A 15,425-nucleotide genomic window follows, 5' to 3' on the forward strand; every position below is an offset into this window, starting at 1 on the left:
AGGCAGATACCGTGTGCGGGTTCAGACTATCCAAAACGTTCGTCAGCAAATTCTTCATTGGTACCGTCATTGGGAGTACCGGTGCGGACACCGGGATGATTAAATTCTTGGATCTCCCACCAACCATCTGGAGGACTCTCTATAAATTTGGCCAGAATTTTCCATACCAAAGCTTAACTGGATAGCCTTTGGTATGGTTGGGTGGTGAGCATAGATAAGCCGCCCCTCCACGTCTGGCCGGCCACGGCTTACGAAGCACATCCGTGGGTGCGTCCAGGCAACGAAATAGCCTCCCGTCGAGCCAAGCTCCAAGCCCGCGGTGACTACCAGGCGGCGGTCCCGCCATTCGTCGCCGCAACCCCGGTGATCTTGCCCGCCGAATTGATCGCCTTGGCCGATGATGCGAGCCATGAACTCGCCCGATTCGACGCTGAGGCCGGAATGATCGCGGCACCCTTCGCGTCGATCCTGCTACGTAGTGAGTCCGCCTCCAGCTCGGAGGTGGAGAACCTCACCTCTAGTGCCAAACAGGTGGCCCTCGCGGAGATTGGCGAGTCGAAGTCCGGAAACGCGCGCTTGGTAATTGCCAACGTACGCGCCATGACGGCGGCGATTGCTCTCTCGGATCAGTTGGACGGGAACTCGATCATCTCCATGCACGATGCACTGCTACGTGACTCTGCACCCGAGTATGTCGGCTCCTGGCGCGAGGAACAAGTATGGATCGGCGGCGGCAGCATATCGCCGCATGCGGCAGCGTTTGTGCCGCCTCACCACACGCGAGTGCCCAGCCTGATGGCCGACGTGGTCGAATTTGCCGGGCGTACCGACGTTCCGGTGCTTATCCAAGCGGCGATCACGCACGCGCAGTTCGAGACCATTCACCCTTTCCCCGATGGTAACGGCAGGACAGGACGGGCCCTCCTGCAAGGTATGCTCCGACACGGAGGGCTGACCCGCAATGTCACAGTTCCCGTGTCGGCCGGGCTCCTGCATGACACCGAAGCTTATTTTCGCGCGTTAACCGAGTATCGAGCGGGGAATCCAGAGGACATAGTCAGGGCCGTTGCGGAGGCGTCCTTTGCAGCGATCCGAAATGGCCGTGAGCTCGTGAGTGATATCCAAACCGCAGCTGCGCGCTGGGGCGACGTGGTCGTGGCCCGAAGCGACTCATCCGTGCACAGGGCAAAGCGCTACCTGCTCCGCCAACCCGTTGTGAACGCGAAGACGCTGGCCAGTGAGTTGCAGATCAGCGAAGTCGCCGCACAGAACGCCATCGACAGGCTGGTCGACGCCGAGGTGCTTACCCAGACCAGCCTCGGCCGCAGGAACCGCATCTGGCAAGCGCCGGAGATCCTCGCCGCACTCGATGCATTCGGTGCACGGGCCCGCCGCCGCCGTGGCTGAGAGCTTCAATCCCAGAGGCTCGACACTCATGGAAAGATCTGGCATGCGCTTTTCCGCCAGTTTTCGCGGTGAATGCCTTCAGTCTTGGAGCGTAGCCGTCAAAGTGTGAGCCGCGTTTATGCGCATGTTCCACACATCGGCCCCGACCTTGGCATTGGGCTCAACAAGTGTCCCTCAAGCGGACGCCCCGTGGGTAGCGCCAAATAGAGACGGGACACCGCCTGCGGACTTTGCTTTAGTGACTCGACCGCTTGGTTCTTTACTCCCGTCGAACCTGAATTGATGACCGGTAGGCATTGCGGGTAACGGTGGATGCACACTGGTTATCCTCGGCGTCAGGGGACTACGACCTAATTCTGATAGTTGGCGCCGATGCCGTCTTCGGCTGGATGGCCGCATCGGCGTCGTTTCCGCACACCCCGTTATGAGCATCAGCATGTCCGAAATCGGCCACGATGTCGGCGTAACTGAGTGGACCGAGACCACGGTGTGCTTTGGCAACGGTGCCAGTAAATGCTTTAGGCGTTCTCCACATCCCGGCGCCACTGGAACCGCAACATGAAAGCGATCGTGTGGACTTGAGTACATGGGTTCTCACCGGTGGGCTGGTTTAGTCGCAAGAGGCAGGCCGAATTCGGTCCCTGGCGTGGGGCGGCTTGCCGACTTCCTTCGTGCTCTGCTGGCTCGGCGCCCGAAGGACGAAGCCGAACCGGCTCCCGGACCCATGGATTTGCGGGGCGGCTGGTCTCTGCTCGGAGCGTGGATTGGCGCATCCGCAGGGGTTCGGTTGAGCCAGGCCCGATTGATTCCCTGGGCCCTTGGCTTGTGGTTAGCCGCAGGGATCGGGGTGCTGCTGCTCCTACGGCGCAGGCATGGGCAAATAGGGGAGTCGGCCACTCCAAGTTTTGCTGGCCTTGCCTTGGGCTGTGGTGCGGCGGCCATCGTCTGTACGCAATTACTTCTCTCGGGCGCTGGCCTCGTCGATCCAGCACTGGACGCGGCGGCTCACAATGGTTCCACCGTACGCATCCAATTGGAACTCACATCGGCTCCGAGCACCAGCACCGTGACTAACAGATTCACCCCGGGCGCGCCCGCACATACGCAATTTACCGCCGATGCCCGCAGCGTGGCCGTGAGCAGCAATGGTCGATGGGTGCGTGCGGCGGTGCCGGTACGGCTGAGCTTTGCTGAGTCCAAGGCTCCGAACGGTGAGTTGAGTACCGGCAGTACCGTTGAGTTGCTGGCCACGGTGTCATCGAGTGAACCGGGGGACCGGCAGCAGTATTGGATCAATGCGGCAGCGCCGTTGCAAGTGGTCGGGGTGAATGCTGCGCCGAGCGTGTTTAAGCACATGCGTGAGCGCTTTACGGATAACAGCGCCGCTCTTCCGCACCCTGCTAGGGCGTTGCTGCCGGGCATGGTGTTTGGGGATCGTAGTCCCATGGATCAGGAGCTATCTACGGCGATGAAGGTTGCCGGGCTTTCACACCTCAGCGCCGTCAGCGGCGCTAATTGCGCCCTAGTGCTGGGATTTGTGCTGGCGCTGAGCAGATCTGCGGGACTCGGGCGGGCCGCCACGTTACTGCTGGGGCTGGCGGCACTGCTCGGCTTTGTCTTCCTAGTCGGAAACGAACCCAGTGTGTTGCGGGCGGCGGTGATGGGGAGCATCGCTGCCGTGGGAGTCCACGCCAATCGGGGAAGAAATGCGTTGGCCACACTGGGGTTGGCGGTGCTCGTACTCCTGACCGTTGATCCGTGGCTGGCCGGGGAACCTGCCTTCCAACTATCGACGATGGCCACGGCCGGGATCGTGTTGATGGGGCGACGGATGGCACAGCGGCTGAACCGCTGGTTACCTGCCTTCCTCGCCGAGGGCACGGCAGTTTCCGTCGCGGCACAGATCGCTTGCCTGCCGGTGTTGGTGACCCTGAACCCGAGTTTCTCGCTCTATTCGGTGCCGGCAAACTTGCTGGTGGCACCGTTGATTCCGCTCATCACCGTGGCAGGGACCTTGGGTGTGGTGGTGCTGGTACCGCTGTCGGTGCTCGGTGTGGCGCTGATCTGGGTGGCGGGTATGCCGACCATGGTGGTGGGTTTGCTGGGCATCTGGATTGCGGAACTGCCCGGCGCGCTGCGCCCGTGGCCCGTTGGTCTGGCGGGCATTCTGTTGGCCTGGAGCATTCTCGTGGGGGCGCTGATCGCCCTGGGGTATGTTCCTCCGACAGCCGGACACTGGCGTTCGCGTATTCTGCTCGCTGTCCAGAGTGTTGTCACCGGTGTGCTGCTCGGGTTGGTATTGCCCCTGACGGCACTGGTCCCGGTGCCGGTGATCACCGATTGGATCATTGCGGCCTGCGATGTGGGTCAGGGGGATGGCATGGTCCTCAACGCCGGGGCGGCGGGAGCGGTGGTGGTGGACACGGGCAAAGAGCCCGCGGCCATGAATGCTTGCCTCAAACGCCTGCGGGTCAAGAACGTGGCGGCACTCTTCATCTCCCATCGCCACGCCGACCACGATGGCGGGATCGCCGGAGTCGCGGCAGGACGCACGGTGAGTAGCTTCTTCTATTCGGTCGCCGACGATCCTGCCGATCCGCCGTACCTAGCCGATGCCTCGGGTCAGCAGAAGACGGCAACCCAGCTAGGTTCCGGGGCTACCGGTAGTGCTGGAACCGTGTCGTGGAACGTACTGGGACCCATCCCGGGCGGTATTAATACGGGAGAGAACGACGCGTCGCTGGTCATCAGGTTCGAGATTCAGGTCCCGGGTGCGGATCGCCGGGTGTCACTGCTTGCCACCGGCGACATGCAGGAAGAGGCGATGGACCAGCTCATTGCGCAGGGAACCATCACACACGCCGACATCTTGAAGGTCTCCCACCATGGAGCCGCTAACGGAGGAGTGCGCACCGCACCCACGGTGCGCCCGGTACTGGCCTTGGTCAGCGTCGGTAAGGACAACACCTATGGTCACCCCTCCGATACCGCGCTGCGGGCACTAGAGGAAAACAACGTGAGAGTCATGCGCACGGATCTGAGCGGAACCATCATCGTGGGCTGGGGTGACCGTGGCTTGAGCGTCTCATCGCTTGGGCCTTCCGCGACCCGGTGATCAACACGGTCCCGTACCTGAGGCATCCGGTGATGCCGCAGATTGTCGTTGGCGATAGGATCGATAAGGTTTGAAAATCACTATCTAAAGGGTTGGTCATGGCAGCGCCACGAGGCACGTCCAAGAATGCCGGTATTTCCTGGCGGTCGGTGACTCCGGCACCGCTGATCCTCTTGCAAGGTTCCGAAGAGTTGCTCGCCAGCCGTGCCTTCGAAACCGTGCGTACGGCCCTACGCGGCAGCGCGGAGATCGAAATGACCCGCTTTGAAGCCAATAGCTACGAACGCGGCGAACTGCTTCTGGCTTCCAGCCCTTCGCTCTTTAGCGAAACTAAGCTCATCGAGATTCGTCAGCTGGGCACCATGAACGAGGACTTCCTCAATGATGCGCTGGCCTATGCCAAATCGCCGGCGCCCGACGCCACCCTGGTGATGCATCACAGCGGTGGAGTACGCGGAAAGAAGCTGCTTGACGCGCTCAAGGCTGCCGGGGCCATCGTGGTGGATTGCCAGCCGCTAAAGAAGGACGCCGAAAAGATCGACTTTGTGGCCCAGGAGTTTCGTGCTGCAAAACGCAAGCTCACCGCCGAGGGGTCCCGAGCCCTGGTGGCAGCGCTAGGCAGTGATCTCTCCGAGTTGGCTGCCGCTTGCTCCCAGCTGCTCCAGGACACCACCGGCGCCGTTGACCAGGATGTTGTTGATAAGTATTACGGAGGCCGGGTTGAGGCCACGGGATTCAAGGTAGCCGATGCCGCCCTAGCCGGACGCGCAGACGTTGCGTTAAGCACCTTGCGCCATGCACTGGCCACGGGTACCGACCCGGTGCCGATCGTTGCCACGCTCGCCATGAAGCTCCGTCAGGTCGCGAAGGTCGCAGGTGTTCGTAAGTCCTCCGGACAGCTGGCCAGCGAATTGGGTATGGCGCCATGGCAGGTCCAGCAGGCGCAGGAACAGGCCAGGAATTGGAAGGCCGAGGACCTTGCCCGCTGTATTCGTCTGGTCGCCGAAGCCGATGCCCAGGTAAAGGGCGCATCTCGCGATCCCGAGTACGCGGTGGAGCGCGCAGTGATGCAGATTTCCTTGGCGGCTCGACACTAAAGATTCATCTTCGCGGGCAGAAATATTGCGCCCGAGCTGAAGGTGAGCGTCGCGGTGCGCTCGTGGGCGGGTTATTCACACCGATAAAGCGAGATGAGGCCCTGCGCGAGCGTAGTCAGGGTGCCGGGCGAGAAAGTACAGCCCGGTGCCGCGATGATAGCTCGGCCGCGCAGAGTGAAGATCTGCTCGCACGTCGCACAGCATGGCACGCTGAGCACGGATTGAGGTCCAGCTCGTGAGCCGTAGGCACTGTGGTCGAGGTTTGGCGGCGGATGAAACCCACCAGCAGAACTCGATTTTTGAAATCCTGCGTGAAGTTAAAAAACGGCAGGCTCCCTCTCCCCTAGATATGGGGGAGAGGGAGCCTGCCGATGCAGTGAAGCAATCCTTAGAGGGCGTTAACCTTCTTGGAGATGGCCGACTTGTGGTTTGCTGCGTTGTTCTTGTGCAGCACACCCTTCGTTGCGGCCTTATCGATCTTGCGGCCAGCTGCAAGCAGTGCTGCAGTTGCTGCATCCTTGTCTTCGGCTACAACGGCAGTGTTAACTGCGCGGATTGCAGTGCGAATCTCGGACTTGACGGCAGCGTTACGCTGGCGCGACTTCTCGTTGGTGAGAATGCGCTTCTTCTGGGACTTGATATTTGCCACTGTATTTAAACTCTCTTGCTCATCGCTTATATGGTCGGTGAGGGATATCTTCCGGGCCATTGACTGAGCGGCGTGGGGATACCTATGGCGACCCGGGAGAAGTGCCCGTCGACCTGCGCGGACACACAAGATGTAATACTAGCAGGTTCAGGTGGCCATCTCGACACGTCGGGGACATTCGTGTTGTGACTTACGACCGCTCTGGAGCCTGCCGATTCATGATTGGGCCCCCGTCCGACCGGGCGCAGACACGCGAAAACCCGCCTCCTTGCCGCAAAGGCGAAGGGGACAGGTTTTTGCGTCACAGCGGGTGGGACTCTAGTGTGCAGATTCCATCAGTTCATCGACCGACACCTCGACGGTGGAGTCGGTTCTACCCAGGATCGAGGACAATACCGCGGCAAGAGCGGTGCCCGGATCCTCAACCATACGATCCGAACGCCAGCCGATGTGCTTGTCGGGACGGACAAGAATCACGCCGTCTTCCTCCACCTCGCGCTGGTGAAGCCAATCGCCGTAGAGGTCCTGAACCTCAAGACCTTCGCCGATGACAACGGCCTGGAGCTTGATGCCCAACTGCGCGCCGACAGCCACGGCAGCATCTGCCCACCGCTGTCCGGTGATGCCGGTAAAGAGCGTAAATTGGGTGCCCTTGGCGATGTCGTGAGTGGAGAACTTCCGATCCCTGTCACCGAGCCAGGCGTGCGGTAGGCGCAGCCCCGGATACGTTGACTTTTGGTGGTGAAGCATCGGGTCTTCCGTCGGTTCGGGACGTGTTCCGCCGTCGGTTACCACGGCAGTCGATGTGTAGAACTGGCCAATCTCGGTGCCCTGGGCATTAAACTCATAGTCCTTGTTATCCAGGGCCTCCCGCAGCGCTTTGCGGCGCGCGGCGCCTTCGGGAGAATTCTCCTTACGTAGCTTGAGCTTTTCGACGAACTCCTCATCGGTGGCAGCATCCGTGACACCCAGCGCGTCGAAGATCGGCTTGTATTCACGTCCGGAGTTATTCGCTCGGGTGACAATCTGCTTGGCCACCGGGGCGCGTTCCACGGAGTAGGTTTCGAGCAATTCCTCGCCGGCTTCCCCCTTGATTACCGCAGCAAGCTTCCACGCGAGATTGTAGGCATCCTGGATAGAGGTATTGGAGCCCAGCCCGTGGCTTGGCGGATGCTTGTGGATGGCATCTCCCGCACAGAAAACACGTCCCTTCTGCAGGTGCGTGGCATATTGCTCATTGTTGCCCCACAGTGAATAGCCCAAGATCTCCACCTCGAGATCGTCGATTCCCACCAGGTTCCGAATCACACGGATTGCCTCGACGTTATCAAGCACCGGGGGTTCGCCGTTGATGTCAAAGCCCCAGCAGATCAGCCATTCATCCCAGGGGCGGACCATGCGGATCAGTCCGGCACCCAAACCGCCAATGTTAGATCCGGGATTGAACACCCAGTAAAGGATTGATGGGCGGTGTGCTGCGAGGTGGGACAGATCGGCCTTGAAGGTGATGTTCATGGAGCCGCCGATGTCCATGGCGCCTTCCATGGGCAGATCGATGTCAGCAGCGACCTTTGAACGTGCGCCGTCGGCTCCGATGAGGTACTTGGCGCGGATCGTGTACTGGTGACCGGTGAGCCGGTTTAGCACCTGTACGCTCACTCCGTCGCGGTCCTGGGTGTGGCTGAGGTATTCGGTCGAGAACTGCGTCTGTGTGCCGCGCATCGTGGCGTTCTTGAGCATGATCGGTTCCAGCAGAGTCTGCGGGATGTCGCAGGGCATTGAGGGGGAAGCCAGCTCGTAGTCTGCTCGTCGGTCCGGACGCAGGCCCCAGGTGGGTCGGCGTCCGATTTCTTCGCCGGCCATCGACTCGCAGTAGACGGTGTCGCCCATGAGCTCGTGCGGCGTTGCCTCGGCCAAGACCTGGTCTTCGATGCCGGCGTCGCGCAGCACTTCCATGGTGCGCTGGTTGGTGATGTGGGCCCGAGGCGTGTTGGCAGTCCAGCGGTACTTGGTGATCATGATGTTCTTAATGCCCTGGTTGGACAGGAAGAGTGCCGCCGAGCTGCCTGCCGGGCCGGAGCCGACAATCAGGACATCTGTCTGGACAATGTTGGCGGTTTCCGGTGATGCGGTTTCGGCAATTCCATCGTTGAAAATTGGCATTGGGTGACTCCCGTTCGGTCTAACGCTCTCCGCCCTAGGGCGGGGGAGCTGGGCTATGCCAAAAGTGTTGCAGCTCACATCGCACCATGGTTGGCAAAATCACATTCACGTCCGCCCCGTGCCAAAATCCGTCCTTCGTGGTCAAATTCTGCGACTAGCCGGCCGTAGCGGAAGTCGATGTCGCGTGATGTGCCGTTTCGGCGTAAGCGAACCTGTCGCCCGGCCGCCTGGATGGATAAGTCGTCGCCCGCGATAGGTGCGTCGAGGGGCCATGGAAGACTTTGGCCCGAGTGTGATGAGGGCTACACTTCAATGTTCATGGGGCAAAACAATGACGATGGCGCAGGGTTGCCTGCGGCCGATGAAGGGAAACTCCCACTGCCGAGGATTCTCGCGCCCGGGCCAGCCCGACATCTCTTCAGTACCCAGGGCCTTCCAGCCACCAGTCGACTGGAGTTGTGGGAGCAGCACAACGCGCAGGCGTTGTTGCCATTGGACATTCGGACCATTGATGAATCGCCGTTGCTTGCCCAAGAAATTAACCTGCGGCACGGAGCGCTGAGATTCGCTGGCGTTACCGGCAGCTCGCAGGTAGTTGAACGCAACGAGGCATTCATCAAGAAGAATCCCACCGATGCCATCGCCATCTTCTTCACCTTGGAGCAAGAGGCCTTCTTCTTCCACCGGGGCGGTAACGAATTCCTTAAACCCGGGCAGGCCGTCATTCACGACGCGGACAGTCCCTTTATGCGCGGATTCGGCAAGGGGTTGAAGGAGATGGTCCTGACCATTCCGCGAGAAGAGTATCTGAAGCTTAACGGTGGCAAGCCGTTGCTCGGGCCGCGCGTGGTGGAATTCGGTGGCTCGTCGGGATCAAACCCTCAACTACGAGCACTGGCCAAGCTGGTCAGCGACACCATCTCGGCCCGGCACCTCGCTCAAGTCCCCGACGGACCCCTGAATCCAGAGACCGCGGTGATGGAGATGCTCGGGCATTTCCTCATGGGAGAGGAACGCAGCAGCAGTGCCGGTTATCTGCTGGCCGCCTATAGTTTCATCGACGATCATCTGGGTGAGCCCGACCTGGGGATCGCCGAAATTTCGCTGGCGCTGGGACTCAGCGAACGCCATCTCTCACGGATCTTCCGTGAAGCGGGGGAACCTCCCGGTGGCTACATCAGGGTGAGGCGCCTAGAGGTGGCCAAGGAGCTGCTGTCTAATCCGGCGCATGGGCGGTTGCAAGTCGGGCAGGTGGCCATGCGCGTCGGGTTCATCTCGCAAAGTTACTTCACTCGTGCCTTTAAGGCCCACTACGGCACCACGCCGTTGCAGCTACGAAAAGATGCCCTGCGCCGCGCCGCTGGATGAGCGGCGCGACGCAGGGCTAGATGCCGGGCAGGGAAGCCGGAATCAGGCCGAGGCTAAGCCTGCGGCAACACGCGCAAAGTTCTGGCGGTCCAGGATTGCGCCCTCACGGCGGATGCCGCCCTCACTCAGGCGGATGATTCGGTCCAGTTTCACTTCGCTCGGGCGCCCCTGCTTGTCCCAGGCTCCGGTTCCGACGTCCAGGTAGTCCCTGTCGTTGGTGCGCGTATTGGTGTGGTCCTTGGACGTCAGCATCAGCGCCAGCAAATAGTTGGCATCACGGCCCACCAACAACACCGGGCGATCCTTACCCTGAGCGTGGTCCTCTTCATAGGGAACCCAGGCCCAAACAACTTCCCCTGGGTCCGGGCGACCATCGGCTTGCGGTGCGTACAGCGCGTTAACGGTTCCCCGGAAATCCCCGGGATATCCGCCGAACTCCCAGCTTCCCGTGGCATTGCTGCTCGTTCTGGATGCGGTGGGCCGACCCGTCGAGGGTGAAGAACCGCTGCGGTTTGAGCCGCGGTTCGCGTTGGAACCCTGTTGCTTTGCTGCATCCCTCAGTGCGGATCCGAGTGCGCGGCCGATGAACCTGAGAATGGCTGAGGTATTGAACTTCATGTGGTCAAACTACCAGTTTGGACTCGCGTTCGCCTCGTGGTGCGACACCGTGGCCCTAGTCATGGGACAATGGCCTGTGCGCAGCAAGTTGCGCGCCCCTGAACATTTTCGTCCCCCATTAGCGAGGTCCCTTACGTGTCACCCTTGGCCCGCACCGCACCGGTGCCTGCCGCGACAGATCCGGCGATCATCAGAAATTTCTGCATCATCGCCCACATCGACCACGGCAAGTCGACCCTGGCCGACCGGATGTTGCAGCTCACCGGAGTCGTCTCCTCACGCGATATGAAGGCCCAGTACCTGGACCGAATGGATATCGAGCGAGAACGCGGCATCACCATCAAGTCCCAGGCTGTTCGCATGCCATGGGAGGTTGACGGTCAGTCCTACGCACTGAACATGATCGACACCCCCGGGCACGTCGACTTCACCTATGAGGTTTCGCGTTCGCTGGCCGCCTGCGAAGGCGCGATCCTGTTGGTGGACGCCGCCCAGGGTATTGAGGCCCAGACGCTGGCAAACCTCTACCTGGCGATGGAGAATGACATGACGATCATTCCCGTGCTGAACAAGATCGACCTTCCCTCCGCACAGCCGGAAAAGTATGCGGCGGAGATCTCCAAACTCATTGGCTGTGAACCGGAGGACATTCTCCAGGTGTCGGGCAAGACCGGCATGGGCGTTGAAGCCCTGCTGGACAAGGTCGTTCGCGACCTGCCAGCCCCGGTCGGGGATCCGGACGCACCGGCACGCGCCATGATCTTTGACTCGGTGTACGACACCTACCGCGGCGTCGTGACCTATGTCCGAGTCGTTGACGGTAACATCTCGCCGCGCGAGAAGGTCCAGATGATGTCCACGGGTACCGTTTATGATCTGTTGGAAATCGGTGTCTCCTCACCGGAGCCGGTTCCTTCCAAGGGCCTGGGCGTCGGTGAGGTGGGATACCTCATCACCGGTGTGAAGGACGTTCGCCAGTCAAAGGTCGGCGATACCGTCACCAACTTTGCCAAGCCGGCGGATAAGTCGTTGGGCGGTTACCAAGACCCGAAGCCGATGGTCTTCTCCGGTCTGTACCCGATCGACGGTTCTGACTACCCGGCCCTGCGTGACGCGCTGGATAAGCTGCAGCTTAACGATGCGGCGCTGACCTACGTCCCGGAGACCTCCGTGGCTCTGGGCTTCGGTTTCCGCGTCGGTTTCCTGGGTCTGTTGCACCTGGAAATTACTCGCGAACGCCTGGAAGCCGAGTTTAATCTGGACCTGATCTCCACCGCACCCAACGTGGTGTACGAGGTCATGACCGATGACAAAAAGCTGCGCACCGTGACCAACCCGAGTGAGTTCCCCGACGGGAAGATTCTCGAGGTACACGAGCCGATGGTTGCCGGCACGATTCTGGCACCGCACGAATTTGTTGGCGCCATCATGGAATTGTGCCAGTCACGCCGTGGTGTGATGCGCGGCATGGATTACCTCTCCGAGGAACGCGTGGAGATCCGCTACTGGCTTCCGCTGGCAGAAATCGTCTTCGACTTCTTCGACGTGCTCAAGTCCAAGACCCGCGGGTACGCCTCGCTGGACTGGAAGGCCGACGGCGAACAGATTTCCGACCTGGTAAAGGTCGACATTCTGCTTCAGGGTGAGCAGGTTGACGCTTTTAGCGCCGTCACTCACCGCGACAAGGCGTACGCCTACGGACTGATGATGACCAAGAAGCTGCGCGAACTCATTCCTCGCCAGCAGTTTGAGGTGCCGATTCAGGCGGCCATTGGCTCACGCATCATCGCCCGCGAATCCATCCGGGCGATCCGTAAGGACGTTCTGGCCAAGTGCTACGGTGGCGATATTAGCCGTAAGCGCAAGCTGCTCGAAAAGCAGAAGGCCGGTAAAAAGCGCATGAAGATGGTTGGTCGTGTGGAGGTTCCGCAGGAAGCCTTCATTGTTGCCCTCTCCTCCGACGAGCCCAAGAAGAAATAGTTATGCCCTCTGCTTTACCACTCGGGGACCCGGCGCCGGCTGACGGCTTGCTTCCGGCAAGTTGTATCACCGGCGCCGCGGAGCGTACCTTCTCGGTATACGTCCATATTCCCTTCTGCGCCGTGCGCTGCGGCTACTGTGACTTCAACACCTACACGGCCCATGAGCTGGGTTCCGGATCCAGCCAGGAGACCTATGCCGAGGCGGTTTCCGCGGAAATTGCCTTTGGCGCCACGGTGCTAGAGGCCTCAGGGGTTCCTCGGCGCGAGGTCTCCACCGTCTTCTTCGGTGGGGGCACTCCGACCCTACTGCCCGCAGCAGATCTGGTCCGGGTGCTGGCCGAAATTCGTACCCAATGGGATCTGGCGCCCGACGCCGAAGTCACCACCGAGGCTAACCCCGACTCCGTGACCCGCGAATCCCTGCAGGCTTTGGCCGACGGCGGCTTCACCCGCGTGTCCATTGGCATGCAGTCAGCGGTTCCGCACGTCTTGGCCACCCTTGACCGGACGCACAATCCCGATCGAGTGGGTCAGGCGGTTGCCTGGGCTAAGGAAGCGGGCCTGGCGGTCAGCGTTGATCTGATCTACGGAACTCCGGGGGAGTCGATCGAGGACTGGCGCACCAGCGTACAGACGGCGCTCTCCTACGACCCGGACCATATCTCTGCCTATGCACTGATCATCGAGGAGGGCACCCGGCTCTTCGGGCAGATCCGCCGCGGTGAGGTGGCAGACATTGACGATGATGATCACGCCGATAAATACCTGATTGCCGACGAGCTCTTTGCTGCCGCCGGATTCCAATGGTACGAGGTCAGCAACTGGTCCAAGACCGAGGAAAACCGCTGCCTGCATAACCTCGCCTATTGGCGGGGTGGTGACTGGTGGGGTGCGGGTCCCGGAGCCCACTCCCATGTGGGCGGGCTGCGCTGGTGGAACGTTAAGCACCCGGCGGCCTACCAGCAGCGCATCGATGCGGGGACCTCGCCGGCGGCAGGCCGCGAAACCCCGGACGCGGACGCTCGCTATCTGGAGAAGGCCATGCTGCTCACGCGCATTGTTGATGGTATGAACACCGCCGATCTTCAGCCGGCCGGACGCACGGCCATCGCTGGGCTGATCGCCGACGGTTTGGTGGTGCCGGAGGCCGCCTTCGCTAAGAAGGTTGTGCTGACGCTGCAGGGACGGCTACTGGCCGATGCGGTATTGCGGCGGTTGCTGGACTTTTAGCTACCGGATCGGCTAGCCGCAAAACGGCAATAAAAAACGGTGTGGAACTTCCCCATCGCCTCGCGGCGGTGGGGAGCTCCACACCGTTTTTTGGTGTGTGTTCTTCCTAGTGGAAGAGGCGCAGATTCAGTCCGTAGCGGTACGGCCGTGACTTGTTCGCGTTGATGCCGGCACGCACTCCACTGACGGTGAGGAAAAGCCAGTCGATAACCACCAGGACCGCGAAGACCCAGCCGATGACCGGGATGAGCGAGAGCAACTGAAGCACGATCGCCAGAATGGTCAACGGGAAGGTGAAATTCAACGCTTCCTTGGACTCCTGCGCGGTGAAGGGGCCGCGTGAGCGGAATACCGAGTAGATGATCAGCGCGGGGATGCATCCGAGAATCGCACCGAAGTGGGCGATCGTGGCCCACTGCCTGTCCTCGGTTGGCGTCAGCGGCATGGGTGCGGCAGAAGAGCCTTCGAATCGATCCGGCTGACTTTGATCACCGGGTGCTTTTCGTGCCTCGTTTACCACTGCTGCAGTCCTCTTCGTAGGGATGATTGAATCGAAGGCCAGTTTATCCTCAAAGCAATGCCCCGAAGTAACACGAAATGCCCACGGGATGGCATTTTCGGTGCGGCGGGCGCATTGTGATCATTTTGTCACCAACACTGGGCGCGGATCCGCTCCTTCGTCCCCCGGTGGTGATCAAGCTCATGGCTATGCGCCTAGTGCCCCTCGGCGGTGAGGAAGTCGATGACCTCTTCCACCCGGCCCAAGAGTGATGGTTCAAGATCGGCATAGGAGCGCACCTGGCCAAGGATGCGTTCCCAGCCCTGGGCCACGTCAATCTGTTCGGCGTGCGGCCAGCCCAGACCCTTGAGGATGCCAGTCTTCCAGTCGGTGCCGCGCGGAACTACCGGCCACGCCTGGATTTTCAGTACCGAGGGCCTGATGGCTTGCCAGACATCAACATAGGGGTGACCGACGATCAGCACGTTGCCGGCTGCTCCGGGTACCCGCATGGCCTCGGCAGCGATTTTTGCTTCCTTGGTCCCGGAAACCAGGTGGTCAACGAGAATGCCGAGTTTGCGCCGTGGCGATGGATTGAAGGCGCGGATGGCGGAAGCGAGATCATCAACACCGTGCAACGGTTCAACGACGATGCCTTCAACACGCAAGTCGTGCCCCCAGACCTTCTCCACCAATTGGGCGTCGTGTTTGCCCTCGACCCAAATGCGGCTGGCCCGAGCGGTGCGGGCCTTCAGATCCGTGACCATGCGTGAGCCCGACGCGCTGCGCGCGGTGCCCTGAGGTGCCGGGGGAGCCGCGGCGGGCTCGATGATTTCCACCGGCTCGCCCTCCAGCAGGAAGCCAAATCCGGCGCGGAAGGATCGGGTACGTCCGTGACGATCCTCGAGCACCAGTACGCGCATGCCACCAGATTTTTCGGTGCGCACCACTTCACCCACCCAGCCACTTTCCACGTCCTCCAGCAGGAGTCCACGGGCCAACGGGACCTGACGCAAAACACGTTTTTTGGGGGCGCTGATGTCCTGGGCGCCCCACCCTTGATAGTTCATCGTGTCACTTTCGGCTATCAGCTGATGTTGGGTCTTCGTCCTTGGCGCTTGGTCGCGTACCGCCGGCTTTGGCCGGGACTCCGCGCCCACGTGGGGCGGCAGTGTGTCGAAGTACGCATCAAGCTACGGGACCAGACCATGCTAACAAGTACGTAAGATCGTATTAGACTTGGCACTTGAACATGTCGAGTGCTAACTCCGGTCCCGCGGGCCGTGGCACCGCCCGA

General features: G+C 61.0%; 11 protein-coding genes. 6 read left to right on the plus strand and 5 right to left on the minus strand.

Features of this window, described 5'->3' with window-relative positions:
* Positions 1-204: 204 nt before the first annotated feature.
* From KUF55_RS08550 to holA, 3 genes are all read left to right on the plus strand, one after another.
* On the plus strand, positions 205-1,407 hold the full coding sequence (locus tag KUF55_RS08550) for a Fic family protein (protein ID WP_255557394.1): 1,203 nt from the start codon (positions 205-207) through the stop codon (positions 1,405-1,407).
* 646 nt (positions 1,408-2,053) lie between these two features.
* The gene (locus tag KUF55_RS08555) at positions 2,054-4,522 is read left to right on the plus strand and encodes a ComEC/Rec2 family competence protein (RefSeq protein ID WP_218818578.1); all 2,469 of its coding nucleotides are present in this window, start codon (positions 2,054-2,056) and stop codon (positions 4,520-4,522) included.
* Between the two features lie 98 nt (positions 4,523-4,620).
* Entirely contained in the window at positions 4,621-5,619 is a 999-nt protein-coding gene (gene holA / locus KUF55_RS08560) for a DNA polymerase III subunit delta (protein ID WP_218818579.1), read from the plus strand.
* 388 nt (positions 5,620-6,007) lie between these two features.
* Here holA and rpsT read toward each other — a convergent pair whose 3' ends face one another.
* Both rpsT and KUF55_RS08570 read right to left on the minus strand, forming a co-directional pair.
* Complete coding sequence (rpsT, locus tag KUF55_RS08565) at positions 6,008-6,268, minus strand: 30S ribosomal protein S20 (protein WP_132363743.1); 261 nt, start codon at positions 6,266-6,268, stop codon at positions 6,008-6,010.
* 318 nt (positions 6,269-6,586) lie between these two features.
* Complete coding sequence (locus KUF55_RS08570; protein WP_218818580.1) at positions 6,587-8,431, minus strand: FAD-dependent monooxygenase; 1,845 nt, start codon at positions 8,429-8,431, stop codon at positions 6,587-6,589.
* A 318-nt stretch (positions 8,432-8,749) separates the two neighbouring features.
* Between KUF55_RS08570 and KUF55_RS08575 the strand changes: the two genes are divergently transcribed.
* Positions 8,750-9,799, plus strand: a complete 1,050-nt coding sequence (locus KUF55_RS08575) for an AraC family transcriptional regulator (protein WP_218818581.1) — start codon at positions 8,750-8,752, stop codon at positions 9,797-9,799.
* Positions 9,800-9,841: 42 nt separating this feature from the next.
* Here the strand turns inward: KUF55_RS08575 and KUF55_RS08580 are convergent, their stop codons facing one another.
* Positions 9,842-10,417 carry a type II toxin-antitoxin system PemK/MazF family toxin gene (locus KUF55_RS08580; RefSeq protein WP_132363749.1) on the minus strand — a complete coding sequence of 192 codons (576 nt, stop codon included), beginning with the start codon at positions 10,415-10,417 and terminating at the stop codon, positions 9,842-9,844.
* Positions 10,418-10,552: 135 nt separating this feature from the next.
* Between KUF55_RS08580 and lepA the strand changes: the two genes are divergently transcribed.
* Complete coding sequence (lepA, locus tag KUF55_RS08585) at positions 10,553-12,397, plus strand: translation elongation factor 4 (protein WP_132363751.1); 1,845 nt, start codon at positions 10,553-10,555, stop codon at positions 12,395-12,397.
* Positions 12,398-12,399: 2 nt separating this feature from the next.
* Positions 12,400-13,629, plus strand: coding sequence for a radical SAM family heme chaperone HemW (gene hemW / locus KUF55_RS08590; protein WP_132363753.1), 1,230 nt, complete (start codon positions 12,400-12,402; stop codon positions 13,627-13,629).
* 106 nt (positions 13,630-13,735) lie between these two features.
* Here hemW and KUF55_RS08595 read toward each other — a convergent pair whose 3' ends face one another.
* The gene (locus KUF55_RS08595; RefSeq protein ID WP_370630969.1) at positions 13,736-14,074 is read right to left on the minus strand and encodes a DUF4870 domain-containing protein; all 339 of its coding nucleotides are present in this window, start codon (positions 14,072-14,074) and stop codon (positions 13,736-13,738) included.
* A gap of 269 nt (positions 14,075-14,343) precedes the next feature.
* On the minus strand, positions 14,344-15,198 hold the full coding sequence (locus KUF55_RS08600; RefSeq protein WP_218818582.1) for a DUF3097 family protein: 855 nt from the start codon (positions 15,196-15,198) through the stop codon (positions 14,344-14,346).
* Positions 15,199-15,425 lie beyond the last annotated feature (227 nt).

This window comes from Paeniglutamicibacter sp. Y32M11 (assembly GCF_019285735.1).
Classification (GTDB): domain Bacteria; phylum Actinomycetota; class Actinomycetes; order Actinomycetales; family Micrococcaceae; genus Paeniglutamicibacter.

Excerpts from the sequence above, each read along its gene's own strand:
- holA (WP_218818579.1), top strand. The coding sequence starts at position 4,621 with ATGGCAGCGCCACGAGGCACGTCCAAGAATGCCGGTATTTCCTGGCGG.
- KUF55_RS08570 (WP_218818580.1), bottom strand. The coding sequence starts at position 8,431 with ATGCCAATTTTCAACGATGGAATTGCCGAAACCGCATCACCGGAAACC.
- KUF55_RS08575 (WP_218818581.1), top strand. The coding sequence starts at position 8,750 with ATGGGGCAAAACAATGACGATGGCGCAGGGTTGCCTGCGGCCGATGAA.
- KUF55_RS08580 (WP_132363749.1), bottom strand. The coding sequence starts at position 10,417 with ATGAAGTTCAATACCTCAGCCATTCTCAGGTTCATCGGCCGCGCACTC.
- hemW (WP_132363753.1), top strand. The coding sequence starts at position 12,400 with ATGCCCTCTGCTTTACCACTCGGGGACCCGGCGCCGGCTGACGGCTTG.
- KUF55_RS08595 (WP_370630969.1), bottom strand. The coding sequence starts at position 14,074 with ATGCCGCTGACGCCAACCGAGGACAGGCAGTGGGCCACGATCGCCCAC.
- KUF55_RS08600 (WP_218818582.1), bottom strand. The coding sequence starts at position 15,198 with ATGAACTATCAAGGGTGGGGCGCCCAGGACATCAGCGCCCCCAAAAAA.